This is a genomic window from Faecalimonas canis, from assembly GCF_054601575.1.
The window spans coordinates 15,177-39,741 of the sequence record NZ_BAAHSI010000024.1; the positions used below are offsets into that span (position 1 = coordinate 15,177).

The 24,565-nt window shown below is 40.0% G+C and carries 21 protein-coding genes and 2 pseudogenes; 16 read left to right on the forward strand and 7 right to left on the reverse strand.

Annotated features, from left to right (window positions below):
• The first annotated feature begins 136 nt into the window (after positions 1-136).
• The 12 genes and pseudogenes from mobV to ACYPXO_RS07585 all read left to right on the forward strand — a co-directional run bounded on the left by mobV (position 137) and on the right by ACYPXO_RS07585 (position 11,987).
• A complete protein-coding gene (gene mobV / locus ACYPXO_RS07530; protein WP_459639991.1) occupies positions 137-1,102 on the forward strand; it encodes a MobV family relaxase in 966 nt (321 codons plus the stop codon).
• Positions 1,103-1,109: 7 nt separating this feature from the next.
• Positions 1,110-1,964 (forward strand): ParB/RepB/Spo0J family partition protein, encoded by an 855-nt coding sequence (locus tag ACYPXO_RS07535; protein WP_459639992.1) that lies wholly within the window; start codon positions 1,110-1,112, stop codon positions 1,962-1,964.
• Between the two features lie 76 nt (positions 1,965-2,040).
• On the forward strand, positions 2,041-2,271 hold the full coding sequence (locus ACYPXO_RS07540) for a YdbC family protein (RefSeq protein ID WP_459639993.1): 231 nt from the start codon (positions 2,041-2,043) through the stop codon (positions 2,269-2,271).
• A 70-nt stretch (positions 2,272-2,341) separates the two neighbouring features.
• Positions 2,342-2,533, forward strand: coding sequence for a hypothetical protein (locus ACYPXO_RS07545; protein WP_044557958.1), 192 nt, complete (start codon positions 2,342-2,344; stop codon positions 2,531-2,533).
• A gap of 54 nt (positions 2,534-2,587) precedes the next feature.
• Positions 2,588-4,498, forward strand: coding sequence for a recombinase family protein (locus tag ACYPXO_RS07550; RefSeq protein WP_459639994.1), 1,911 nt, complete (start codon positions 2,588-2,590; stop codon positions 4,496-4,498).
• Positions 4,438-4,737: pseudogene (locus tag ACYPXO_RS07555) on the forward strand (TnpV protein); the annotation flags it as partial. The gene ACYPXO_RS07550 and the pseudogene ACYPXO_RS07555, both read left to right, overlap by 61 nt.
• A 312-nt stretch (positions 4,738-5,049) precedes the next feature.
• Complete coding sequence (locus ACYPXO_RS07560) at positions 5,050-5,715, forward strand: PBECR4 domain-containing protein (protein WP_257465711.1); 666 nt, start codon at positions 5,050-5,052, stop codon at positions 5,713-5,715.
• A gap of 139 nt (positions 5,716-5,854) precedes the next feature.
• Complete coding sequence (locus tag ACYPXO_RS07565; RefSeq protein ID WP_257464070.1) at positions 5,855-6,538, forward strand: response regulator transcription factor; 684 nt, start codon at positions 5,855-5,857, stop codon at positions 6,536-6,538.
• Positions 6,535-7,431 (forward strand): sensor histidine kinase, encoded by an 897-nt coding sequence (locus tag ACYPXO_RS07570; protein WP_257464063.1) that lies wholly within the window; start codon positions 6,535-6,537, stop codon positions 7,429-7,431. Before ACYPXO_RS07565 ends, ACYPXO_RS07570 begins: the two co-directional genes overlap by 4 nt.
• A gap of 119 nt (positions 7,432-7,550) precedes the next feature.
• Entirely contained in the window at positions 7,551-8,231 is a 681-nt protein-coding gene (locus ACYPXO_RS07575) for an ABC transporter ATP-binding protein (RefSeq protein ID WP_257464062.1), read from the forward strand.
• Between the two features lie 14 nt (positions 8,232-8,245).
• Positions 8,246-10,795 (forward strand): ABC transporter permease, encoded by a 2,550-nt coding sequence (locus tag ACYPXO_RS07580; RefSeq protein WP_459639995.1) that lies wholly within the window; start codon positions 8,246-8,248, stop codon positions 10,793-10,795.
• A gap of 139 nt (positions 10,796-10,934) precedes the next feature.
• Positions 10,935-11,987 (forward strand): CHAT domain-containing protein, encoded by a 1,053-nt coding sequence (locus ACYPXO_RS07585; protein ID WP_412361296.1) that lies wholly within the window; start codon positions 10,935-10,937, stop codon positions 11,985-11,987.
• A gap of 150 nt (positions 11,988-12,137) precedes the next feature.
• Here ACYPXO_RS07585 and mobQ read toward each other — a convergent pair whose 3' ends face one another.
• From mobQ to ACYPXO_RS07620, 7 genes are all read right to left on the reverse strand, one after another.
• The gene (gene mobQ / locus ACYPXO_RS07590) at positions 12,138-13,847 is read right to left on the reverse strand and encodes a MobQ family relaxase (RefSeq protein WP_412361297.1); all 1,710 of its coding nucleotides are present in this window, start codon (positions 13,845-13,847) and stop codon (positions 12,138-12,140) included.
• Between the two features lie 141 nt (positions 13,848-13,988).
• Positions 13,989-14,210: a DUF3847 domain-containing protein gene (locus ACYPXO_RS07595; RefSeq protein ID WP_257464058.1), complete on the reverse strand. Its 222-nt coding sequence runs from the start codon at positions 14,208-14,210 to the stop codon at positions 13,989-13,991.
• Positions 14,211-14,400: 190 nt separating this feature from the next.
• Complete coding sequence (locus ACYPXO_RS07600) at positions 14,401-15,234, reverse strand: ATP-binding protein (protein WP_412361299.1); 834 nt, start codon at positions 15,232-15,234, stop codon at positions 14,401-14,403.
• Positions 15,231-15,947: a replication initiator protein A gene (locus tag ACYPXO_RS07605; protein WP_257464056.1), complete on the reverse strand. Its 717-nt coding sequence runs from the start codon at positions 15,945-15,947 to the stop codon at positions 15,231-15,233. Before ACYPXO_RS07605 ends, ACYPXO_RS07600 begins: the two co-directional genes overlap by 4 nt.
• Before the next feature lie 21 nt (positions 15,948-15,968).
• Positions 15,969-16,355, reverse strand: coding sequence for an adenylate cyclase (locus tag ACYPXO_RS07610; RefSeq protein ID WP_257464055.1), 387 nt, complete (start codon positions 16,353-16,355; stop codon positions 15,969-15,971).
• Positions 16,356-16,358: 3 nt separating this feature from the next.
• Positions 16,359-17,276, reverse strand: a complete 918-nt coding sequence (locus ACYPXO_RS07615) for a ParM/StbA family protein (RefSeq protein ID WP_257464054.1) — start codon at positions 17,274-17,276, stop codon at positions 16,359-16,361.
• A gap of 204 nt (positions 17,277-17,480) precedes the next feature.
• Positions 17,481-19,733: a tetratricopeptide repeat protein gene (locus tag ACYPXO_RS07620; RefSeq protein ID WP_412361676.1), complete on the reverse strand. Its 2,253-nt coding sequence runs from the start codon at positions 19,731-19,733 to the stop codon at positions 17,481-17,483.
• A gap of 343 nt (positions 19,734-20,076) precedes the next feature.
• Here ACYPXO_RS07620 and ACYPXO_RS07625 point away from each other — a divergent pair, with 343 nt between their 5' ends.
• From ACYPXO_RS07625 to ACYPXO_RS07640, 4 genes and pseudogenes are all read left to right on the forward strand, one after another.
• Positions 20,077-20,244, forward strand: coding sequence for a hypothetical protein (locus tag ACYPXO_RS07625; protein ID WP_257464053.1), 168 nt, complete (start codon positions 20,077-20,079; stop codon positions 20,242-20,244).
• A gap of 76 nt (positions 20,245-20,320) precedes the next feature.
• Positions 20,321-21,910, forward strand: coding sequence for a recombinase family protein (locus ACYPXO_RS07630; protein WP_412361302.1), 1,590 nt, complete (start codon positions 20,321-20,323; stop codon positions 21,908-21,910).
• Positions 21,907-23,499, forward strand: a complete 1,593-nt coding sequence (locus ACYPXO_RS07635; protein WP_412361304.1) for a recombinase family protein — start codon at positions 21,907-21,909, stop codon at positions 23,497-23,499. The genes ACYPXO_RS07630 and ACYPXO_RS07635 overlap by 4 nt, the downstream gene beginning before the upstream one ends.
• 44 nt (positions 23,500-23,543) lie before the next feature.
• Positions 23,544-24,446: pseudogene (locus ACYPXO_RS07640) on the forward strand (S8 family peptidase); the annotation flags it as partial.
• Positions 24,447-24,565 lie beyond the last annotated feature (119 nt).

Below are 24,565 nucleotides of genomic sequence, written 5' to 3' on the forward strand. Positions count from 1 at the left end.
CGCTTTGCGGCTTCGGATAAAAGAATATCGGGGTGACGGTGACGGCAATAAGGGGGTATCCCAAAACTGCTGTCACTGCCGTCACCGCTGTCACCCAAAGGGCAGTTACCCGCCGAAGAAAGGAAGATGATGGATTATGCCATACGCAATCCTGCGTTTCCAGAAACGCAAGGCGAGCGGCGTTGCGGCTTGTGAACGCCACAACGAGCGGAAGAAAGAAGCCTATAAAAGCAACCCAGATATAGATATGGAACGCTCTAAAAATAACTACCACCTTGTAAAACCGCCACGCTACACCTACAAGAAAGAGATTAACCGCATGGTAGCCGAAGCAGGGTGCAGGACGAGGAAAGACAGCGTGATGATGGTGGAAACACTTATCACGGCTTCGCCAGAATTTATGAACAGCCTGCCGCCAGAGGAACAGAAAGCGTATTTTACAATGGCTCTGGACTTCATTTCGGAGCGTGTCGGGGAGAAAAATATCCTCTCCGCAGTCGTACACATGGACGAGAGAACGCCGCATATGCACCTCTGCTTTGTGCCGATTACGCCAGACAACAAGCTGTCAGCAAAGTCTATTTTAGGCAACCAGAAATCATTATCCGAGTGGCAGACCGCCTACCATGAGCGGATGTCCTCACGGTGGAATCAGCTTGAACGGGGGCAGTCCTCAATGGAAACGAAGCGGAAACATGTCCCCACATGGCTCTATAAATTGGGCGGCAGGCTTGATAAACAGTATGGGGAAATCGTGTCTGCCCTGTCCGACATCAACGCCTTTAACGCAGGGAAGAAGCGTGACAAGGCTCTGGAACTGATAGCGGCATGGCTCCCAGACGTGGAGAAATTCTCTAAAGAAATCGGGAAACAGCAGGCGTATATCGACAGTTTGAAAGAGAGAATCGGGCAGGAATCAGACTATGCGGGGCGTATGCGTGATGAAAAGTACGAGCAGGAATTAAAGGTGCAGAAAGCGAATCAGAAGATATTTGAATTGCAGAGAACCAACGAGCAGATGGGGCGGCTACTCTCAAAAATACCGCCCGAAGTGTTGGAAGAATTACAGAGAACAGGCAGAAACAAATCAAGAGAAAGGTAAAAAGTGAATGAAAAAACAGGATTTTAAGGTGTTAAAGACCAAAGACTTGTACCCGTTTCCCGACAATCCGTTTCATGTGGCAGAGGATGAAACGCTGTCAGAGTTAGCAGAAAGCATTAAGGAATTTGGCATTGTTACGCCGATAATCACACGCCCGAAAGAGGACGGAAATGGTTATGAATTGATTGCGGGACAGCGGCGTGTCCGTGCGTCTGAACTTGCAGGAATAAACACAATCCCCGCTTTTGTTCTGCCCTTAGACCGTGACCGAGCCATCATCACCCTTGTAGACAGTAATTTACAGCGTGAAAATATCCTGCCATCGGAGCGGGCGTTTGCCTACAAGATGAAATCCGAAGCCATGGAGCGGCAGGGTTTCCGCACAGACTTAACCTCGTCACAAGTTGTGACGAAGTTGCGGACGGACGACATGGTGGCACAGGGCTTCGGCGTGGGCAGGATGACCGTGCAGCGTTTTATCCGCCTGACGGAACTGATACCGCCGATTTTGCAGATGGTGGATGAGGGGAGAATCGCCCTCACGCCTGCGGTGGAACTGTCCTTTTTGAAGAAAGACGAGCAGGAGAATTTGTCTGCCACAATGGAGAGTGAAGAAGCAACGCCCTCACTCTCACAGGCACAGCGGATGAAAAGTCTAAGCCAGAGTGGGCGGCTTGACATGGATACGATATTTTCGATTATGACGGAGGAAAAGGGCAACCAGAAAGAAACCTTAAAAATCAATACAAGCAAACTGAAAAAATACTTTCCGAAGAACACAACGCCGAAGCAGATGGAGGAAACCATCATCCGACTTCTGGAACGTGATTTGCAGAGGAAACGTAACCGTGACAGCCGCTAATCTTCTCTTTTCGGGAGGTAAATACAGGAATTTGGAACAGGAGAAATACAGAATTTTAAGGAAAATGAGGTAAGGAATGAGAGAAATCCAGTATGAGATTGTAAAGGAAATCGCCGTATTGTCTGCGAGTGATAGCGGATACACAAAGGAAATCAATCTTATCTCATGGAACGGGAGAGAGCCGAAATATGACATCCGCAGCTTTTCCCCGAACCGTGAGAAGTGCGGGAAAGGTATCACGTTGAACGCTGATGAAACGGCGGCACTCCTTGAAGCATTACAGAAAGAATTGAACAGCGGGGATTGATGGTATCTGATTGACAGGGTGGGGCGTTTCCAGACGTTCTCCTGCCCTGTCTGGAAAGGAAGATTTAAGTATGGGCGAGGATAAGAAAACAGATAAAAAGAGAAAGCGTATCGTGCCGAAAGCACCAGTGCAGATGATAATCAGCCGTGAATATGTCGGCACACAGACAGTCACAGAAGCGTTTATCCCGATTATCTCCGAGGATATTCGGAAGAAGATTGCCGAGGGCGACACCTTCGACAATGAGGGGCTGTCCGCTTAGAATGTACGCAATGGGACATGAAAACAGATAGGACAGATACGGAGGTTTTACAGTATGGCAGGAATCAAAGAAGAAAAGAAAATCTATTTAGTCGGCATTTATTGTCGCTTATCTAAAGACGATGGTACGGATAACGAGAGTGCGAGCATTGCGACACAGAAATCCATCCTCGCGGATTATGTGAAAAAGCAGGGATGGCACATAGCAAAAACGTATGTGGACGATGGTTATTCTGGTACGAATTTTCAAAGACCTAGTTTCCAGAACATGATAAAAGACATTGAAAACGGACTGATAAACTGCGTGATTACAAAAGATTTATCACGTCTGGGGAGGAATTACCTTGACTGCGGACTGTATCTGGAAGTGTTTTTCCCAGAGCATAACGTGAGGTATATAGCGGTCAATGACGGCGTGGACACGCTCAATAAATCGGCGATGGACATCACGCCTTTCCGCAACATCCTAAACGAAATGTATTCTGCCGATGTGTCGGTCAAGATAAAATCGGCGTACCGTGCGAGGTTTCAGCAGGGGAAATTCATGGGAACAACAGCCCCTTATGGCTATGTCAAAGACCCTGCCGACCACAACCATCTGTTGATAGATGACAAGGTTGCCCATGTGGTAAGGGAGATATTCGACCTTGCGTTAGCGGGCAACGGAATCGCCAAAATCCGTAAGCACATCAACAAACAGCATATCCTACGCCCTGCCGCTTATGCGGTCACACAGGGGGCGATAGGCTATGAGCGGCACTTTGAAGATAACGAGGAGAACCGTTATATTTGGAGCGAGAACAGCATAAGGGGAATTTTAAGAAGCCCGATATATGCGGGAAACCTTGCAGGCTACAAGCGGATTGCCGCCAACATGAAAAGCAAGAAACGCCCCTCTAAGCTGCCCGAAGAATGGGAAGTGATACCCGATACCCATGAGGGGATAGTCACGCAGGAAGAATTTGATACCGTACAGCAGCTTATGACGAGCCGCAGGCGGGAGCAGAACGCAGGGGGATTTGAGAATATCTTTTCGGGCGTTATCAAATGTGCGGACTGCGGCTATGCAATGCGGGCGGCGAGTGCCAACAGGAGGAAACGCCCCGACATCATCGACTGCGTACAATATACCTGCAATAATTATGGCAGATATGTCAATGTTATGTGTACCGCACACAGCATTGAAGCGAGGGATTTATTCAACGCTGTCCTTGCCGACATCAACCGATTTGCGGATATGGCGGTCAATGATGAAAAGGCGGTAAGGGCGATTGAAAAGCGGCTCACGGAAACAGACCAGAGCAGGGCAAGGGCACTGGAAAAGGAGCAGAGAAAGCTAAACAAACGCCTTGCAGAACTGGACAGGCTGTTTTCCTCACTCTATGAAGATAAGGTGATGGAGCGTATTACGGAGCGGAATTTTGAGATGATGTCGGGGAAATACCAGAAAGAGCAGCTTGAAATTGAAGCAAGGCTGAAAGAGGTAACGGAAACGCTCAACGACAGCTATGAGAAATCGCAGGGTGTCCGTGACTTCCTCTCCCTAATCCGCAACTATCAAGGTATTAAGGAACTGGACGCAACCATCATAAATGCACTCATAGACAAGATACTTGTTTCGGAGCGTGAGAAACTTGCGGACGGGACAGTAAGACAGGAAATTAAGATTTATTATAAATTCATCGGCTTTGTCGGTGAATTACATATCACACCCACAAAGCGGTGGACAGCGTTAAAGCCTAAGAATTGTACGGTGTGCGGCATTGAATATGTTCCCCGCTCTGCAATATCAAAGTATTGCCCAGAGTGCAGGAAAAGGATAAGAAAGGTTCAAGGAACGGAAACGAAACGCAGGAGCAGGGAGCGAAACAGACAGGCATGTATTGAACTGTCCGCAAAAAATGACCGACTGAAGAAGAACAAAGGGTTGTCGGTGTATGGGGACAAAGACATTTGCGGTATTTGAAGGAATACCGCAGATTGCTATATCTGAATATGCTTACAAGCGGCAGGCTGAATGGTTATTTGGCTGATATAGAAGAACAGGCACAGGAACGCTTTGAAAGACTTGTAGAACAGATGAAACAGGCACAAGGCATTACAGAACAGCTAAAGGTGGAAAATGTCTTGGAATGGGTAGGAAGAATGAATAATATACAAGCGTGTGCGAGGGAGATTGTAGATAAAGAGATAATTTATCAATAGTGAAATGTGGTCTGAATAAGGTATAAAATATAGCAGGGTCTCATAAGATAAAATTGTAATTGCATTTTCCACATAGTTCGTGTAGAATGTAATTAGAAAAGCTGTGCATCAGCGGTGGGTTGACACCTAAAATCTGATACGTTTTCCGAACGAAGGTGTCGGAGGTTGGCAGGCAACGGAAAAACCTGATATTTTCCAGACGAAGGTGCTGGAGGTTGGCAGACAACGGAAAAATCAACCATGAGAAGGGAATGTTTAGTGCTGCGGCATGAACATTCCCTTCTCTAAATTTTATAGGATAAGGATTAAGTTATGGACAAAAGACGTGCAATTCAGATTATGACAAAAGCGGCACAATTATATAAAGAACAACTTGAGGATCAGAAAGTTTTGTTCCTATATGGCTTACCAAAAGAAGTGAACAAGCAATTACAGGAAAGGAATAAGATTTTGTCATCTGTACAAGGATATGAGGTCGCCTTCCATAGATACAATTTTTTACATCTGACAGGAGTTCGATTGAATAAAAAAGATACATCTTCTGCAATTCATTTTTACCAGAAATGTCTGGATAAGCGATTAACGGAAAATGATTTTTCTTTTGCAAAAGATGGCTCTACGGGACAGAAGTTAGATATATTGGAACGGATGATGCTTATTAAGAAAAATGTAACAATGATAGGAGAATTTACAGACCGAGGACCGAAATTGTTTACTGAAAAAGCTGCCGGAAATATCTGTGGTTGTATTGGTTTTGTCAAAGATAAAAATACGAAATTAAATGTGCCGAATACATTGCTGAAAAAGGATATTAGAGATGTAACAGCACAGCCTACATATAAAGTGTTTGCTGTCATATCAAAACATTATACAGACGAGAAATATACAAATCTTATGAAACTGGATAAATGTATTGATTTGAAAGAGTGTTGTTTCTCAGAAACAATAGAAAATATGATAGATAGAGAAAATCTATAATGAAATATAAAACCATGCTACTGCTTTTCAAAACAGTATCATGGTTTTATTTGTTTGTTACATTTCAATGCAACTATTTACTTTACAAAACTGGAAATGATATAATTATCATTGATTTTAAAAGAAAGTAGAGCGAATGATGAGCGAAAAGTTACTGATTGTTGAAGATGACAAAAAATTAAATGATGGAATACGCCTTGCCTTGAAGAATGATTCCTATTTCTTTTATCAGTGCAGAACTTTGCAGGAAGCGAGAGATATCCTAAACAGGGAAGATATAACATTGGTTTTATTAGATGTAAACTTGCCAGATGGAAATGGAATTGATTTTGTAAGAGAAATCAGGAAAAACAGTCAAGTACCGATTATTCTGCTTACTGTAAATAACATGGAAGTAGATATCGTAACAGGATTGGAAGCTGGGGCAAATGATTATATTACGAAACCATTTAGTTTGATGGTTCTGCGTGCAAGGGTATCTGTGCAGCTTAGAAATAAAGAGGCAACAGCAAAGGATTCTATGGAGTTCGATGGACTTGAGTTCTATTTCGATAAAATGGAATTTTTTAAAAACAGAGAACCGATTGAACTTAGTAAGACTGAACAAAAGTTATTGCGAGTGTTGTGTGAAAATAAAGGTAAAGTATTGAAACGAGAATACTTGATCGACGAGGTATGGCAGGGGGATACAGAGTTTGTGGATGCCCATGCCCTGACTGTTGCAATCAAACGTCTCAGAGATAAATTGGAAGATGATGTACAGAAGCCTAAATATATCAAGACGGTTTACGGAATTGGTTATACATGGGCGGTGAAAGAATGACAGAAAAAATTATATGGGTTGCAGGAATATTTCTCCTGAGCGGAGTATTTTGGTACTGTATTTTTTATCAGAAAGAAAAAAGGCTTTTGAACCGGCTGCAGCAAATGCTGGATTGTGCGATAGATGGAGAATTGGAACGGACAGAAATATCTGAAGAAAAGTATTCTACCCTTGAAAACAGCATGAAACAGTATTTAGACAGTAATTTTCTGGCAAGAAAGAACCAGCAGGAGCAGAAAGAAGTGATACAGAAACTTATTTCCGACATTGCACATCAGACATTGACTCCTATTTCAAATTTGAAAATTTATGGGGAAATACTCTCTGAATCGAATCATGAAAATCAGGAAGAGATAGATACCATTTTGGAACAGACGGAGAAACTAGATTTTCTGATACAATCACTGGTCAAATTATCTCGGATGGAGAGTGGGATTATCGCAGTACACCCAGAAAAGGTTGGTATCAGGCAGTTGCTGGAGGATATTCGGCAGCAGTTTGCTGCAAAAGCAAGGGAGAAGAATATTACCTTGAGTGTGTGCGATACAGATTTGTATGTTATCTGTGATTTGAAATGGACGGCAGAGGCACTTGGAAATATCGTAGACAATGCGATTAAATACACGCTGGGCGGAGGAACAGTCCAGATGAAAGTGGAGAAGTATTCTTCCTTTGTGAAGGTTGATGTAATCGACGATGGTATTGGAATCAAAAAGGAAGAAATACCAAAGATATTTGGAAGGTTTTACCGAAGCCTGTCAGTAGCGGATCAACCAGGGGTAGGAGTTGGTTTATTTCTTGCAAGAGAGATTATTCAGGCGCAAAAAGGATATGTGAAAGTGAAATCAGAGATTGGGAAAGGTTCCACATTTTCTGTGTTTCTTCCCGTATAAGGTGCGAATAGTATCAAAACTGTGATATTTCAGAAACCGGATGGAGACATTGTTATGATAAAGTCTGTATTGTAAAGATCAATACAGGCTTTTTTACAATATAAGACAGGGAGGAAGACATGAATATATTAAAAGCAGTAGATTTACAAAAAATATATGGACAGGGAGAAACGGAAGTTCGAGCCCTTGATGGTGTAAATTTGGAAGTGGAAAAAGGGGAGTTTGTAGCGATTGTTGGGACTTCTGGGAGTGGAAAGTCTACGATGCTCCATATCATTGGTGGATTGGATAATCCAACATCCGGGCAGGTAATTGTGGATGGACAGGACTTAAGCCATATGACAGATGAAGAGCTTACCATTTTCAGGCGCAGAAATATTGGTTTTGTATTTCAACAGTATAATTTAGTTCCGATGCTGAATGTATGGGAGAATATTATTCTTCCCGTGAAACTGGATGGCAAAAAGATTGAAAAGAAATATGTAGATGAAATCATTGATACACTTGGTATTCGGACAAAATTGGAAAATCTGCCAAGTGCTTTATCCGGGGGACAGCAGCAGAGAGTGGCAATTGCAAGGGCTTTAGCGGCAAAACCTGCTATTTTGCTGGCAGATGAACCGACCGGAAATTTGGACTCCAGAACAAGCCAGGATGTATTAGGACTTCTAAAAGTAACCAGTAAGCGTTTTCATCAGACCATTGTAATGATTACCCATAATGAGGAGATTGCCCAGATGGCAGACCGGATTTTGCAGATTGAAGACGGAAAAATTGTTTCAGATAGTGGATTGGTATAGCAGGGGGCGGTCATATGGTAAAAGTAGAGAATAAAGAGACGTTACGATTATTGACGAAGCGTTTTATGAAAATGAATCGTGCCAGAAATGTGATTGCTGTCATTGCCATCATGCTGACTTCCCTTTTATTTACAAGTCTCTTTGTGGGGAGTGTATCCATGATTCTTTCCAAAAGAGCAACGGAAATCAAACAATTTATGGATTCCGCCCATGCCAGTGCACAGAATCTGTCAGAAGAAGATGCAGAGCGATTGCAACAGACAATCGAACAGAGCGAAGAGGTGGAACGATACGGTTCCGGTATTTTTTTGGGAGCCGGAATGGATGAGCGGTTTGGATTTTCCGTAGAGGTCAGATATGCAGATGAAAATATGGCAGAAAGTTTTAATTGTCTGCCAACCACAGGAAGACTGCCAGAAAAAGAAAATGAAGTAGCACTCAGTAGCATGATATTGGAAACGCTAGGTGTTACACCAAAGATAGGGGAAGAAGTAACGCTGACCTGGGAAGTAAATCCAATGTTGAAACAATATAAGACTGATACATTTCAGATATGTGGTTTTTGGCAAGGGGATAAAGCTGTTTTAGGACAGATGGTCTGGGTATCCGAAGCCTATGCAGAGGAGAATCGTTATCCTGTTACACAGGAAGAATTAGAAAATGGCATCTATAATGGAGGCAAAGAGTATTCTGTCTGGTACAAGAACCTTTGGAATCTGGAAAAGAAAACGGAAAATATATCTAAAGCAGCAGGCTTTACGAAAGCTGGAACAGGAATGGAAGTCAATCCAGCATATAATCTGTTGGAAGAAGACTCTTTTTCCTTTACTTCTCTTATCATAATGATCCTGTTTGTGATACTGGCTGGATATCTGATTATCTATAATATTTTTAGCATTTCTGTGAAAACGGATATTCGGGCTTATGGACTGTTGAAGAATGTGGGGACAACAGGAAAGCAGTTGAAGAAAATTGTGCGTATGCAAGCATGGCGATTGTCAGCAGTGGGGATTCCAATTGGATTACTTTGCGGTTATCTTGCAGGACTTTGTATGGCTCCGTCACTGACCGCAGATGCTGAAATCAGCGCACAGGCAGGAAAGACTGCCCAGACAGTGGTGTCAGCCAATCCTTTGATTTTTCTTGTCGCAGCACTTTTGACACTTTTGACGGTGTATCTCTCCAGTCTGCAGGCTTGTAAAATGGTGGAAAAGGTATCTCCGGTGGAAGCTCTGCGCTTGGCAGAAGGGGGACAGTCACAACGGAAAATAAAAAAGAATACTTCTGTAACCTGGTGGGGGATGGCAGTTCAAAACGTGTTCCGAAATTGGAAAAAGGGATTGATTGTTATGCTTTCTATCGCTCTTTCTATGGTAGTGGTCAACTGTATCGTGATGCTGGTGCAGGGATATGATTTTGAGTCTTACAGGAAAGTATTTTTAGCATCCGATTTTCAACTGGATCAGATGACAAATAGTTTGTTAAATACGAATTTTAACGGTATTACACCTGAAATCAAAGAGATTCTGAATGAATGTCCTGACAGTGATCAAACAGGATATGTGTATTATTCAGAAGAGACACATAGGATGGAACCGGAACTTCTGAAAACATGGGAAACATTCGCAGATAAATATGAAGAAAACTGGACCGAGTATGAAGAACAGGTTTGGGAAGAGGCAAAGGCTTCCAATACAGTAAGTGTTCATTTTCTCGGAATCAGCGAGTCGGTGTTTGACAAGTTAGAATGGAGAGGGGAAAAATGTTCTTGGGATACCTTTAAAAGCGGAGATTATGTACTTGTAGATTATGGTGACAAATATGCAGAACATCCGGTTTCTTATTATCAGACCGGGGATGTTTTTCAGATGGAATATAAGAATGGAAACCAGAAAGAATATGAAGTCATGGGAGAAGCGCTGATGCCATATGCATTGGATTATCCGTATGCAGATCTTATCTATATTACGGTATTAGTTCCGGAAAAGGAGTATATCACCCAGACAGGAAATGAATCGGCCATGTATGCTGCTATTGATGCAAAGAAAGGAGCGGATAAGCAGGTAAAAGCGTATATTGATGAAAATATTTTGAAAGAAAATGATATGATCAATGTGTTTTCTGTATTGGATATGGAAGCGAGCTTTCAGCGGTTTGTCAGCAAATATTATATGATCGGTGGTTTCCTTGTCGTTATTTTAGCTTTTATCGGTATTATGAATTTCTTTAATACAACAGCAACTTCTGTAATCAGCAGAAAAAAGGAACTGGCGCTTTTGGAAGTTGTTGGGATGACGAAAAAACAGGTATCGAAAATGCTGGTGTCTGAGGGATTCTTATATTTAGGAGGCGCATTTGTAATTGCAGTATTATTAGTTGTGTTTGGAGCAGAGAAGATTTTAGCAAATACACTCGGTACGGCATTTTTCTTCCGAATGCACCTTACAATCGTGCCATGTATTCTTATGATTCCGATTTTGGTTGGGATTGCATATGTGATACCAAAATATCAGTTTGAAAAGATGAGTCGGGAAAGCGTTGTTGAAAGGATTCGGAAAGAATAGAAATATGTAGCGTAGTGGAAAGCAAGTCTGAAAAATGACTTGCTTTTTCTTTACTATGTGGAAAAGTGATGTATAATTACATTAGAGAGAAAAAATTAGGTTTTACGAGTTGGTGAGACTTCAATATATGGAGGTATATATGGCTCTTATAGATACATATAGAAAAAATATCATAAGGAAGAGAGAAGAGATTGTTAAGTTAGTTTCTGATAAAGCTAAGGAAAAGGATAAAATTGCAAAAGCAAGAATTAAGATTGATAATGCAAATGCTGCAATAACAAGAACGAAGAATGTAACTACAATTAAGTCAAAAATGAATGATATAAACAGAGCAGAAAAAGAGATAACAGCAGCAGAAAAGAAAATTGCATATATAGAAAAAAAGAGTTCAAAATTGGAAAAAGAATTATCGGATGAACAGAAGAAGGTTGAACGAGAAGAAGAGAAGGCGCATGAGCAACGAATGAAAGAGGAAGCAGAAATGCAGAAAAAAACTCAACGTCAGATTTCAGAATTAAATAGGACGGTTCAAGTTCATGAGCAGAGACAAAGTGAAATGCAGAGCCAGATTGAGAATTTACAAAAAATCCCAGAAATTATAACTGTCCTATTCTTGGCATCAAATCCTATAGATACCCAATCATTAAGATTAGATGCGGAATCTCGGGCAATACAAGAAATGATTAGAAAATCAGATTATAGAGACACTATCAGATTCGAAACAAGATGGGCAGTGCGAACATCGGATCTTTTACAGGCAATTAACGAAGTGAACCCTGATATTATTCATTTTAGTGGGCATGGTGCTTCTAATGGGGATTTAGCTTTTGAAAACGTGAATGGACAGAGTAAATTAGTTACTAAAGAGGCAATGGCACAGATAATCATGACGCTTTCAGATAAGGTGCGATTGATTTTCTTCAATGCGTGTTTCTCTGCAATTCAAGCAAAACATATTGTAGAACATGTTGATGCCGCAATTGGAATGAACACATCTATAGGTGATGAAGCTGCACTTGTATTTGCTTCGCAGTTTTATTCCTCAATAGGTTTTGGGAAAAATTTGAAATCAGCTTTTAATCAAGCAAAGGCAGCTTTAATGCTGGAGGGAATTCCAGAAGAAACAACACCTGAGTTATTTGTTCGAGAGGATTTACAAGCAGAAAATATTATTTTAGTACAACCACAATAGATTATCTACAATTATGCTTAATGAATATGGTGTTTTGATCAAAGTTTAGTCATTAATAGAGAACTAAGTAAATTGTTGTTTATAGAATTGAAAATGGAAATATAAAGGGCGTATGGGTTTGATTGGCTCCCATACGCCTTTTAAAGATAACTACAATTCCATATCACGTGATTTTTTCTTGGAGCGAACAGGTTGTTTTCTTCGCATTTCCTGCTTTTTCTGATACTCAAGTTCCCATGAGCGGCGGGAAAAGAGGTTTGGGTCTTCTGCGTTCAGATAATCTACTTTGTTGGATGCAAAATCACGGCGGTGATAGTCATAATATTTACCAAAGGCACCTTTGAGTTGTTTAATCAATTTATCCCGAAAATCAGGTCGAATCTGGATCCTGGCATCCAGTAATTCTGTATATTGGTCTGATTTAGGACAAAATCGTTCTTCTCGGAAAGCTGAGGCATCTTTTTCAAGCTGTTCTTTGAGGGTGGCATCCTGAGAATCCAGAGTTTCCAGATTTTTCATCATCTGATTGTATCTGTCAGAGAGTTTAACCATATCTTTATCGGTGGAACACTCTGCCTGAAATAATAGTTGCTCTTTAGCGGATTTCAGTTCCTCGATTTCTTCTGTTACAGTTGTAATCTGCTGATTTAATTTTATATGCTGGATTGGATTTAAGAAACTGGTTTTATCTTTCTGTAAATTCAATGTTTTTTTCTCAGCAGCTTTGTCTTTCAGTTTTTTCTTTACGGTGTTGTATTTGCTTAAAATCGGTTTGAGATTGTACATCCAGTCGTGAATTACCTCTTTTTGCATTTCATTATGAAGCAAATGATATTGTGTAAAAATCATATGGTTTCGGATTGCTTCCAATGTCTCGGCGATTGCAGGAATAGATTTTTCAATGGCTTGAGCCAGTTTAGCAACTTGGGCTTTTAATTCTCTGAGTAATTTATTGTCTGCACGAATCTGACGATTGATTTCGCAACGTTCTGCAACCATGCCTTTCTTTTCCATATCCTGAGCAATATAATCTTCATGAATAGTAGGCTGCTCTGTGATTCCCTGTGCGGAAAAGCTGCGGTGATCAATAGAGGCTTTGATTTGATTTTGAGCAAGCATCTTGTTTGTAAAATCCGCCCAATTTGCTCTCCAGACACAGAGTTGTTCATCGCTATTCCATTGTTCAGAAATGGGATTTTGTCTGCCATACCGGGTACTTTTTGGATGTTTATCAATACGTTCATAGCCTTGCTCCTGAGCGGCGGATGGAGTAAGATAGATTTTTTTCTTTCCTGCTTTATAGCGGTACTGCTTTTCCCATCCGTCTTTCTGTGCTTCTTTATATTCAGAAGCAGTAAATCCTTTTTCTTCTCCGTTTTTTACACAAAGATATTCTTTTTCAGTTTTATATTGCCATGTTCCGTTTTCATTTAATGGACGGACAGTAAGTAGAATATGAGCGTGTGGATTGTGTCCGTCGGTATCATGAATGGCGAAATCGGCACACATGCCCATATCTACAAAGTTTTCTTGAATAAAGTTCTGAAGAAGAGAAATATGACTGTCCTTGTTTAATTCGACAGGAAGTGCTACAACAAATTCTCTTGCCAGTCTGCTGTCCTTTGTTTTTTCAGCAGCTTCTACAGCATTCCAAAGCTGTTCTCGGTCTTTCCATTCAGCCGGAGCCATCGGTGGAAGCATTACTTCCTGATAAATCAGTCCATGTTTTCGGGTATAGTCATGCTGGATGCCATCATAATCATTATACATCCGACTGCAGCTCATATAAGCAGAGGCTGCGACAGCAGACCGCCCGGAACCACGACTGACGACTTTAGCTTGCATATGATAAATTGCCATATCTGGCACCTCCTTTCGATGTTGCTTGCAACAGCGGATAGCCCTCGGCAGAGCGCACGAGCCTGACCAACGGGAAGGATACCACCGCCCGATTTATCGGGTGGTGAGTAAGTGCGCCCTTCGGGAGTATAAATTCTTGGTTTACAATCCTCTTAGTCGGATTATCAGTTCCTGTTTTAGAGTATCTAAATCCATTTCTTTGATATGGGGAGCAACGTTTTCCAGAATTGCTCCTTCTTGAATCAATCTGCGTGTTCTGGCATTACGCTCTTTTTTTCGATTTCTTGCTTCGGCTTCTTCCTGACGGTGTCTTGCCTGTAAAAGTGCTTTTTCTTCAGTTGTCATTGTTTTGTTATCTGCCATATCTGGCACCTCCTTTTATGCCCGTATCCGGGCGTTTTTAGTTTTGATTTTTTTCTATCTGGTACTAATGTTTTGATGGATTGACAGTAGTACATTTCACTTGAAAAATAGTTCGAGAGAATAGCACTACTGTCGGTTGATTGTGATAGTTGTGCAACGGTGTTTTGTCTGCTTTTGGCACGAACAGGTATCACAACAGGATTTTTTTAGCTTCCTGTAGATTTGCAGAAGCATTTTCCTGACGAATGTTACGGTTATTGATACGAACAGGAACACATCTTTCTAAAATACGGTCATAAATTCTTTTGTGTGGTAAATCGGAAGGAGTGTTCAGTTCTTGCAAGGTAAGATTCGTTGTTACAATGAGTGGTTTTTTACTTCGATAACGGCTGTCGATTACGTTGAATACCTGTTCCAGTGCAAATTCTGAATTACGTTCAATCCCAAGATCATCAATAATCAGCAGACTATATCGATTTAAGCTGTCAATGAACTGATTTCTGTCTTCAAAGTGCATCCCGGTAAGTGTGTTCAGAATCCGGGAAAAATTCGTCATAAGAACTGGCACTCCTTTTTCAAGAAGAGCATTGGCGATGCATCCGGCAAAGAAAGATTTTCCGGTACCAACATCTCCCCAAAGAAGAAGACCTGAGGAGTTGGATTTCATTTTTTCCCAGTTGTCTACATAATTGTGTGCCAGTTTCATTTCTGTGTTCATTCCGTTATCCTTATCAAAGGTATAGTCATATAATGCTTTATCCTGTAGACCGATGGCTTTCAGATGTTCGATTTCAAACTGTTTTTCTCGGAGTGTTCTTTGCGCTTCTTCCTGCTCATAAATTTCTCTTTGGCATTTACAAAGAATAGAGGGAAGGAAGATTTTACCTTGTAACATGTGCCTGCTCTGTCTGGGAGTATGGCATTTGGAACAGTAAATCAGCTGATCTTTTTCATTAAAATATTCATCAGATTGAAGTTGTCTGTTTGGTTTCAAGATGTTTGGTTCTTCTATAAATTTTGTCATAATGTTTCATATTCCTCGCTTTCATAAATTCTTTGTTGGGAAAGGGGATTGTCCTGCCTTGCCCAGTTGATGATAGTAGCTGCATGATTCCGGTATTGTTTTCCGGTGGAAGCCATGTAGCCGGATAAACGTTCAATATATTCCTTCCAGTCACTAACGGAATGTTTGATTTCTTCCAGCTCCTGATCGGAAAGAAATACATTTTGAAATTTTCCATATGGCGAGAGGTTCTTTGCTCTCTCATTTTTCGATAAATTATTTTTTTCTCTTTCTTTTTTATTAGTGGACAGTTTTTTGTCTGTCTCAGTGATAGAATTCTGTCTGTTAGAAGGACAGTTTTCTGTCTGTGTCAAAGAAAGTATTTTGTCTGTATGGTGGAAAGTTCCTAACGGAAATTTCACATAAATTCGATTAGGCTGTCCAACACCCTGCCGTTTCCGTAGAATCAACTCACTTTTCTCCAATGATGTTAAAGATGTTTTGATGGTCATCTGACTCTTGTGCATAACTTTTGCCATTGCTTCAATGGTAAAATAGATGAACACATGACCGGATGTGTCTGTCCAACCTTCATTTTTAAGAGAGAGCCTTGCACGATCCAAAAGAATTACATAAAGTAGCTTAGTTGTTTCATTTAGCTCCGTATCCAGAAGAAAACGGGGAAATACCATATAGGGCGGCAGGCTTGTATCGGCTGTCAGAAATTCTGTCATGTGTCCACCTCCTAAATTCGGTTATTCACCGAGAAAATCCCAGTCCACATCTTCTGTATCGGAATTACAGTTTTTTGAATCTGTCAAGGAAGCTTGTTTTGGAGTTCCAATTTGTACCATACCTACGGTCAGACCGGAGAGAAAAAGTGGAAGTGATTGTTTCAGATTTTGTTGAACGCCCTCTACAATTTGATTGATAAATCGTTCTTCTCGTTCCCTTGTTTCCAAATAAGGGTCTTCGGCGATACGATAATATCGGTCAAAGTAATCCACCAAAGCGAGGGAAATTACATGACTGTAGGATTTGAATTCCTGCCGGTTCATAGATTGTAAATATTCCCATGCTTTGCGTTGCAGGTCTTTTTCCAGATTGAAGCGTAGGTTCGTATTTCTGATTTGATTTGACATGGCTTATTTCCCCCTTTTCAGGCTCATATAAGCCAGATTTTCATATCCTTTGGCTGTGGCACAGATATCATCAAGGATTGTGACACGAGAATTATCATAGATTCCAAAGTTACGGACGAGACATCCCCCACCGCCGACTACATACAAACGCATTAAATCGGGATTGTATTCATATTTACGAAGCGTGGAGAATATATCTGCCACATATTGCTTGGCTACCGATGTGATACAATCCAGATATGGAGCTGCAATATCTGCTGTACCGAATCGAAGAATCTGTTCTACAGTAGCTTCCTCGATTTTGACTCCGAATTTATCCAAGATGGCATTTTTTGCAGCAATCATGCATTGGTTTACACCGAGTTTTTCTGTCCAGCATCGGTTTTCCTGTGCTTTCTTATTGTTGATATACAGAATGTTCATAGTGCCATTACCGATATCCGCAAGAAGATTTGTCCCTTTGAAATTACCCAGTTGATTTATAATAGCCGGATACCCCTGTGGATAAAGACTGCATCCAACAAAGTGAATGTGATACTCTTTATTGTTGAAGCGATAGTGAACTTCGGGATTCTGAAGCAGGTAGGAGCGGAATTTTTCACGCTGATTCCGTATCCATGTCAGAGGAAGTCCAGCCGTCAGATGAACATCTGCTTCACGAACGGAGTAGATATTCAATTCTCTTGCAACAGCCATGAGGGTTAGGAGATAATACTCTTCATCCATAGCTTTGTCTGGGATAAATTCTTTGTGACCTTCTCCAATCCGGTAGAATATATCGTTATATTCTAAAATGTTTCCGGTGAAGATAGGTTCTGTTTCATAGGCTTTGATACCTGTTGGTGTGACTGTGTTGGCAGTCTTGATATTGCCGTATCCATGATCTACAGCAATGATTTTGGTGTTTTTGATTTCTCTCATAAAAAATACCTCCATTTTCGTATTGATTTTTTCAGTAGGCTGTACCAGTGTGGTACTGCTTGCTGTGATATAAGCATACGAAAAATGAAGAGAAAAGGCATTGAGTTGAAATTGAGTTGAAATTGAAGAAAAGAGAGGATAAAAATAAGAGTGAAGACATTTATGTAAAATGAGCTTCACTCTTTTGGGAAAGATGTGTTTAAATTATACTTGTTTATTATTTGTGTGTAAGAGGCTTCTTGCCAGAGCAATCCCGACCTGCGGATACAGTTCGTGAATTTCTCGATATTTTTCTTCAATCAATTCCGGTTCGTCTGCCCAGATTTCCGCATAAATTTTCAAGGCTTTTTTAAAATGTATTTTTGCCTGTGAGGTATTTGCTGTGATCAGGCATATATTTCCCAGGGATTCCTGTACCTGAGCATAATCCAGACAGTGGTCTGAATTGTATTCTTTGATAATCCGTGCAAGTTTCTGGAGAGAGGACATGGCACGTTCTGGTTCCTGCATTTCTGTTAATAAGGCAGCGTAATTGCTAATCTGAGGAATGCTGTCATTAGTATAAAGAAGTCCATATTGTTCTAATAGTGAGATGCCCGTTTCCATGTGTTCTCTTGCCAGTTCTATTTGACCTTGCATCCGATAAAGTCCTCCCAGATTTGCATGAAGGTTAGAAACAAGGTGGGCATTATCTTTTGAGGTTTCTTTTATTTGAGTAAGCGCTTCTTTTTCTAACTGGATGGCTTTCTGTGGTTTGGTTTCCAGAGTTGCCTGATAATCCAGTAATAGCGCCCGGTCAGAAGCAGTTCCGTGATTATTTGTTTTTACAAGGAACTTTAATTCTTGAATGATCTCTGTCATGCCTTTTTGATAGTGATATTTTTCCATATACGGAAAGACGTTTTCTAAAAATAACAGGTATTGGAGAATATCATCTTTTTCAATTAGCTGCATGATGTTTTCTATTGTTTGAAACAATTTTTTGTAATAACTGATCTCAACACCGTGCATCAAACATATTTTTTGAAGAGAACTCAATAAGGTGTGACAGTTTGTAACGGAAGGGCTGGTTTCAGAAAAAGCGATTTCCTGAATCATTGGATGCAGAGAAATAGTATGCCGGAGACTTGACTGTACAAAACCTGTCTCAATCAGATCATTCACGTCATTTAAAGTAGGCAGCTCCAGCCATTTGGAAAATATACGGGCAGAAATACCAGATGAAGGCATAAAACACATATTGCACATAATATCCTGTTGTTTCCGTGATAAGGAGTATAACGAAAACAGGGTATGGATATGGTTGTAATAGGTGGCTTTTTTGCTCTGACCATCTTTCATTACTTTAATCTTATCTTCATTATGAAGAGAAGCCTTTTCCTCTTGAAGTTTTATCAATAATTGCTCTGGAGTTAAAATTCCATTTTCCAGAAGTTTGGCTGCCAGTTCGACAGCAAAAGTATGGTAGTGTACAGTTTCTATGATTTTTTCTACGATTACCCGGTTTTCCTCTGCTTCTGAATAAAATACAGATGTCAGTTGAAAAAGAGTGGGTATATCTTTCAGTTCTTTTAATTGAAAACTACAGTATTCAGACAGTTGGCTTCTGGTTGTAAATAAAACCCGACAACGGTATTTTAATACGACTGACAGGCAACTGTCCTGTGTGGATGTGACATTAAAATTGTCTATGATCAGCAGTGTATCAGATTTCAAAGAGCGTAAGAAACGGTTATGTCTTTGAAAACGTTCCTGCTCACTGATTTCTGGTAGATCATCAATAAAATCCATGTCTACAATATCTTGATATAGATTACCGGTGTATTCCATATAGAGAATATTGGTGTACTGTTTTCTGTATTGCTTTGCATAGGCTTTAGCAAGCTCGCTTTTTCCAATTCCGGCAATTCCATAAAGAAATATATGTCGGTTCTCTTCAAACAAAGTATGGAGTTCATCCAGTTCTTCTTCTCTTCCTAGAAAATGACGGCATGGTTTCGGGACTTCGCTGTCCATAATGTAATCCAGAACAATCGGAGATAGAACACCTCCTGCAATCAGTTTTTGATTTCTTGTATCACGTTTAATAAATTGCCGTTCCATACCAAAAGAAAGTACTTTTGCTAAAAACAACAGCCTTGAATCAGAAGGTTTATATAGAGATACAAGTTCCTGCTTTTTTGTATCCGAAATAGTATCGTCCTGTATGAATAACGTGTAAATGTCCTGTATAACCATGTTGCAGTCTGCCATTAAGGGAAGTAAGTTCCGCTGAATGGTTGTTGCCAGTTTTTTCTGATTGCTGGGTTTTGCATAATATGAGGTTATTTTGGGACTGATTTTTGCTTGTCCGGTTATCCAGCGGCAAATCAGACCATTATCCATAGAAAAATCTTCATTTATCGGATCATTCATAAAATCTTCAAATAATTCGTATAAAAAATCAGGTTGGTTCATCTGATTGCTTTCACTGATTTGATTTTTTAGGCATGTGCTAATAGAAGAAAAATCACATCGTTCCAACAGAAATCCCTCCTTTGGTTTTCGTGTTTTATATTCTTAAAGTCTTTTTATTATAACACGAACAAATGTTCTGGACAATAGGAATTGATACTGTATAGGAAGAAAATGAATCTTAAAAACTCAATCTGCGGTCAATTTCAATTCAATGTGATTGGTGCAGAATAATTTTAGAATGTAATCAGGCTTTCGAAAGCCGAATTCAATTCATACAGAACTTTTGTACAATCCTGCCGGCATAGGATGTAGAGAGAACTGTATGCTGAAGGAGGCATATAGCATGAATACGTTATTTGATTCTGCAGAAGTTCTGGATACAAAAAAAGAAATTCAGAAAGAGGATGTAAGCTATGAACATGCAGGATATCAGATTCGAGTGCATTTTAATGGAGAAAAGACATTGACTCAGTGTATTCAGAATCTAACGGAACGAAAAATTGCAGGTTGATTTTTTATAGTTCTTGTTGTAAGATAAAGACAATTAAAGACAATGACCATACAAGACCAATGAAAAGAGGGATAAAATGTATCAGGCAGGAATTTATTGCCGAATTTCCATTGAAGAGCAAAACAAAGAGGGTGAATACAGCAATAGTATTCACTCTCAGATTCAGATGGCAAGAGATTATATTGCAGAGAAGAAGGATATTGCAGAGAAAAAAGTTTATGTAGACGACGGGGCTTCCGGAAGTAATTTTGAAAGAGCTGAATTTCGGAGGATGCTGGCAGATATTGAGCTTGGTGTTATCAATATGGTGATTTTTAAGGATGTATCACGACTTGGAAGAGAACATATTGATACTAACTATTATCTGGGCAAATATTTCCTGGAGAAACAGATTCGGGTTGTTTCAATTCTGGACAATTATGATTCTGTTATTGGAACTTATGATGAAATGTTAGAAATAAAAACTTTGCTGAATGATATGTATTTGAGAGATACATCCAGAAAGATTAAGACAACGATTCAGACCAAAAGAAGTATGGGCGAATATACTCCGAAACAGCCCCCCTTTGGATATGTGAAAAGTAAAACAATTCATAATTATCTGGAAGTTGATCCTTATGCAGCCGAGGTTGTTCGAAGAATTTACAGAATGTATCAAAATGGATTTGGCTGTACGGTTATTTGCAGGACTTTGAATGAAGATGAAATCCCTTGTCCCGCAAAATATAAAAAGGAAGTTTTAAAAACCAATTATGTATGGGATTCGGGAAAAGGTCTGTGGACATCGTCTACTGTAAGTGGAATTTTAAAGAATCCGGTCTATACTGGGGCGGTTGTGATTCGGAAACATGAAAGACCGTCTTATAAGCTGAAATACAAAAAGGCAATTCCCCTGGAAGAAATGGAGCTGGTGCCGGATGCACATGAGGCAATCATTTCTAAAGAAGAGTTTGATAAGGTTCAGCAAATAAGAAAGGGGCGTAGAGTTTCCTATTTTGATAAAAACAATGAACCACATAAATATGTGGGACTGCTCTTTTGTGGGAAATGTAAAACAGCCATGCGAAAACGTTATCTGGCATCTCATAAAGACTATGACGGATATATGTGTGGTTTTCACCAGAAGCAGGGGCAGAATTACTGTGAGCTGAATCATATTACATTTGAAAAGCTGGATGAACTGGTTGTATTTGCAATCAACCAGCAATTGAAACAGATGAAGATGGATATGAAGAATCTGGAAACTCAGATCAGACAGAAACAGCCGGAACTGGATGGTAAAATTGTAAAATTGCAGGCAAAAATAGAAAGGAATCTGGAATATAGAAAACGAGCATATGAGCAGTTTATGGATGAAGTGCTTTCCAAAGATGAATATCTGGAATTAAAACAGATGTATGAAACAGAGAATCAGAAATATCAAAAAGAATTATACAAACTAAACCATGAGGCGCAAAGTCAACAATCAGCTGTAAATGAGACAAAGATGTGGTTAGGGCATTTTAATCGCAGGAAAATAACGGTAAAGCAGCTTACTAGAGAAGTGCTTGTAGAGTTGATTGATAAAATTTATGTTTATCCCGATCAGAAACTGGATATATATTTTAAGTTTGCTTCAATGGAAAATTCAGCAGATAGAATACTTGAGAAAGATAGGGTGATATGATGTATCAGATGGGTGTATATTGTCGTCTGTCGAAGGATGATGGAGAGAATAAAGTCAGTGAGAGTATTGAAAATCAGATGAAACTGATTCGGGAGTATGTGAGTAAATCAGATGATCTGGAAATCGCAGATATTTATATTGATGATGGTTATTCTGGGCTTTATTTTGCAAATAGACCGGAATTTCAGCGGATGATGGAGGATATTTACAAAGGAAAAATCAAGGGAGTTATTACGAAAGATATTTCCCGGCTTGGACGTGAACATATTGAAACCAGTAATTATATAGAACGTGTTTTTCCTTCTTTAGGCGTACGTTACATTGCAATTTTAGATGGTGTGGATTCGGTTTATCACAGCAATGAAGAACTGGCACAGTTTAAGACGTTGTTTAATGATATGTATAGTCGTGATATATCCAAGAAAATCAGAGGTGCATTGACCGCCCAGAAGAAACGGGGACAGTTTATGTCTGGGTTTGCCCCATATGGATATGTAAAAGATCCGGCAGATAAGCATCATTTTCTTATAGATGAAGAAGCAGCCAAAGTGGTACGGAGAATCTTTTATATGAGTCTGGAGGGGTATTCCAGAGATAGTATTGCAAGGAAGCTGAATCAGGAAGGAATTCTGACACCGTCAGAGTATAAGAGAAAGGTGCAGGGATTGAAATATGCCAATGCATTAGAAAAAGCTGGTGCAAAGGGATGGGCATATCCTACAATCAATGTGATTTTGCGAAACAGGGTTTATACAGGAGCTATGGTGCAGCATAAATCTGAAAAGGTTTCCTACAAAGTAGAAAAATATCATTATATTCCAGAGGAACAGCAGTATATTGTGGAAGGAATGCACGAAGCAATTATCAGCAAAGATACTTTTGAGCAGGTACAGGAACTTATGAAGAAAAGAACACGGACACCGGGCTTTAATAGCGAAGTGAGAAAGGTAAATCCATATGCAGGAATTATTGTTTGTGGAGATTGCGGATATAATTTCCAGAGGGTTACTTGTCGGGATGGTTATGAGTGCGGTACCTATCACAAAAAAGGAAACACAGTTTGTTATTCTCATTTCATTAAAAAAGAAGTATTGGATTCTATTGTAAAAAATGAAATCCAAAGACAAGCGGAACTGGCATTGAAAGAAAGTGATAAGGATGAAATATTAAAAGTAGCAGATAGGAAGAAGGAGGTGCAGAGACGATGTGCAGAAGCAGACCAACAGATTGAACGGTTACAAAAAGAACTTGCGGCTGTCCAGAACTATAAAAAGAAAACTTACGAAAATTATGTAGATGGTGTTCTGGATAAAGAAGAATATCTCTCCTATAAGGCAGAATATGAAAAGCAGGATAAAGAGATCAGGGCGAAGATTCAGTTGGCAGAACAAGAGAAAGACAGCTTTGGAGAGGCAGAAGAATCTTATGAAAACTGGATAGAGAAATTTATCAAGTATGGAACATTATCCGAAGTGACAAGAGAAATTGTGACAGAATTGATTGAAAAAATTGTTGTGAATGGAGATAAGAGCATTGATATTGTATTTAAGTATCAGTCGCCTTATCCTGTAGAAAAACAGGCAGTGTAAAGACTGCAAATTTTTTTACAGTAACTTTCCCCTAGTTATAATGAACACATGACGGAACAAGTCTTTTGGAAAGATTTATTGCTGATATTTCAAATTATTGGAAGAGTGTTATCTGTATAGGAAGTGGAAATGAGGGAGCGAGTGCGGGACATACATCGGGACAGGTACAGCAAGACATAGATACGGTTGTGCAACTGGCGATACAGGAGATGGAACAGACTGTAAATTTACAGTTATGGAAACAATATTCGGACGTTATGGAAATTTCTCTGGTTTCCCCATCAGGTGTAAAAATAGGACCTTTTCGGGAAATTTTAGGTTCGCAGAGATTGACGATAGGAGAAACGGAATTACTTGTCTATTATGGTGAGCCAAGTCCGTATAGTATAAAACAGGAAATATATATTGACTTTTTGCCGAGAGATACTTATATTACGGCGGGGATATGGGAAATTGTTTTAACACCACGGAAAATCGTTACGGGAGAATTTGAAATGTGGCTTCCGAGTGAAAATGTATTAAATAAAGGAACTGCTTTTTTATACCCGTCAGAGCAAAGAACATTAACTGTTCCATCAACGGCGGACAGAGTTATATCAGTTGGGGCGTACGATGCGTTGACGTTTACCTATGCCGATTTTTCGGGAAGAGGGGGGGAGGGAAAACCGGACTTAGTTGCTCCGGGAGTTCGGGTTGTTGCTCCGACAAGAGAAGGAACTTATGAAGCAGTAAGTGGAACTTCTTTTGCAACTCCTTTTGTGGCGGGAGCGGCGGCGCTGTTGATGGAGTGGGGAATTGTGAGGGGAAATGACTTGTATTTGTATGGGGAGAAGGTGAAAGCGTATTTACAGCGTGGGGCAAGACCTCTGCCTGTTTTTATAGAGTATCCGAATAAACAGGTGGGCTATGGGGCGTTATGTGTGCGGGATAGTTTACCGCTTTTTTGAAAAATTAATTCGTCTTGCAATGCATGGTATATTATTATATTTTACGGCTATTTGAATTTCCATAGTCTTCCCCCGCTGAATGTGTTATAATAAAAAGCAGTTGTTTCATGATAAACAGA

What these genes read in the sequence shown, in the direction of transcription:
- ACYPXO_RS07550 (WP_459639994.1), top strand. Translation starts at nt 2,588, where the DNA reads ATGGCAGGAATCAAAGAAGAAAAGAAAATCTATTTAGTCGGCATTTAT.
- ACYPXO_RS07620 (WP_412361676.1), bottom strand. Translation starts at nt 19,733, where the DNA reads ATGAACCAACCTGATTTTTTATACGAATTATTTGAAGATTTTATGAAT.
- ACYPXO_RS07625 (WP_257464053.1), top strand. Translation starts at nt 20,077, where the DNA reads ATGAATACGTTATTTGATTCTGCAGAAGTTCTGGATACAAAAAAAGAA.
- ACYPXO_RS07600 (WP_412361299.1), bottom strand. Translation starts at nt 15,234, where the DNA reads ATGACAAAATTTATAGAAGAACCAAACATCTTGAAACCAAACAGACAA.
- ACYPXO_RS07610 (WP_257464055.1), bottom strand. Translation starts at nt 16,355, where the DNA reads ATGTCAAATCAAATCAGAAATACGAACCTACGCTTCAATCTGGAAAAA.
- ACYPXO_RS07595 (WP_257464058.1), bottom strand. Translation starts at nt 14,210, where the DNA reads ATGGCAGATAACAAAACAATGACAACTGAAGAAAAAGCACTTTTACAG.
- ACYPXO_RS07585 (WP_412361296.1), top strand. Translation starts at nt 10,935, where the DNA reads ATGGCTCTTATAGATACATATAGAAAAAATATCATAAGGAAGAGAGAA.
- ACYPXO_RS07560 (WP_257465711.1), top strand. Translation starts at nt 5,050, where the DNA reads ATGGACAAAAGACGTGCAATTCAGATTATGACAAAAGCGGCACAATTA.
- ACYPXO_RS07565 (WP_257464070.1), top strand. Translation starts at nt 5,855, where the DNA reads ATGAGCGAAAAGTTACTGATTGTTGAAGATGACAAAAAATTAAATGAT.
- ACYPXO_RS07605 (WP_257464056.1), bottom strand. Translation starts at nt 15,947, where the DNA reads ATGACAGAATTTCTGACAGCCGATACAAGCCTGCCGCCCTATATGGTA.
- ACYPXO_RS07540 (WP_459639993.1), top strand. Translation starts at nt 2,041, where the DNA reads ATGAGAGAAATCCAGTATGAGATTGTAAAGGAAATCGCCGTATTGTCT.
- mobV (WP_459639991.1), top strand. Translation starts at nt 137, where the DNA reads ATGCCATACGCAATCCTGCGTTTCCAGAAACGCAAGGCGAGCGGCGTT.
- ACYPXO_RS07630 (WP_412361302.1), top strand. Translation starts at nt 20,321, where the DNA reads ATGTATCAGGCAGGAATTTATTGCCGAATTTCCATTGAAGAGCAAAAC.
- ACYPXO_RS07545 (WP_044557958.1), top strand. Translation starts at nt 2,342, where the DNA reads ATGGGCGAGGATAAGAAAACAGATAAAAAGAGAAAGCGTATCGTGCCG.
- ACYPXO_RS07615 (WP_257464054.1), bottom strand. Translation starts at nt 17,276, where the DNA reads ATGAGAGAAATCAAAAACACCAAAATCATTGCTGTAGATCATGGATAC.
- mobQ (WP_412361297.1), bottom strand. Translation starts at nt 13,847, where the DNA reads ATGGCAATTTATCATATGCAAGCTAAAGTCGTCAGTCGTGGTTCCGGG.
- ACYPXO_RS07580 (WP_459639995.1), top strand. Translation starts at nt 8,246, where the DNA reads ATGGTAAAAGTAGAGAATAAAGAGACGTTACGATTATTGACGAAGCGT.
- ACYPXO_RS07575 (WP_257464062.1), top strand. Translation starts at nt 7,551, where the DNA reads ATGAATATATTAAAAGCAGTAGATTTACAAAAAATATATGGACAGGGA.
- ACYPXO_RS07535 (WP_459639992.1), top strand. Translation starts at nt 1,110, where the DNA reads ATGAAAAAACAGGATTTTAAGGTGTTAAAGACCAAAGACTTGTACCCG.
- ACYPXO_RS07635 (WP_412361304.1), top strand. Translation starts at nt 21,907, where the DNA reads ATGATGTATCAGATGGGTGTATATTGTCGTCTGTCGAAGGATGATGGA.
- ACYPXO_RS07570 (WP_257464063.1), top strand. Translation starts at nt 6,535, where the DNA reads ATGACAGAAAAAATTATATGGGTTGCAGGAATATTTCTCCTGAGCGGA.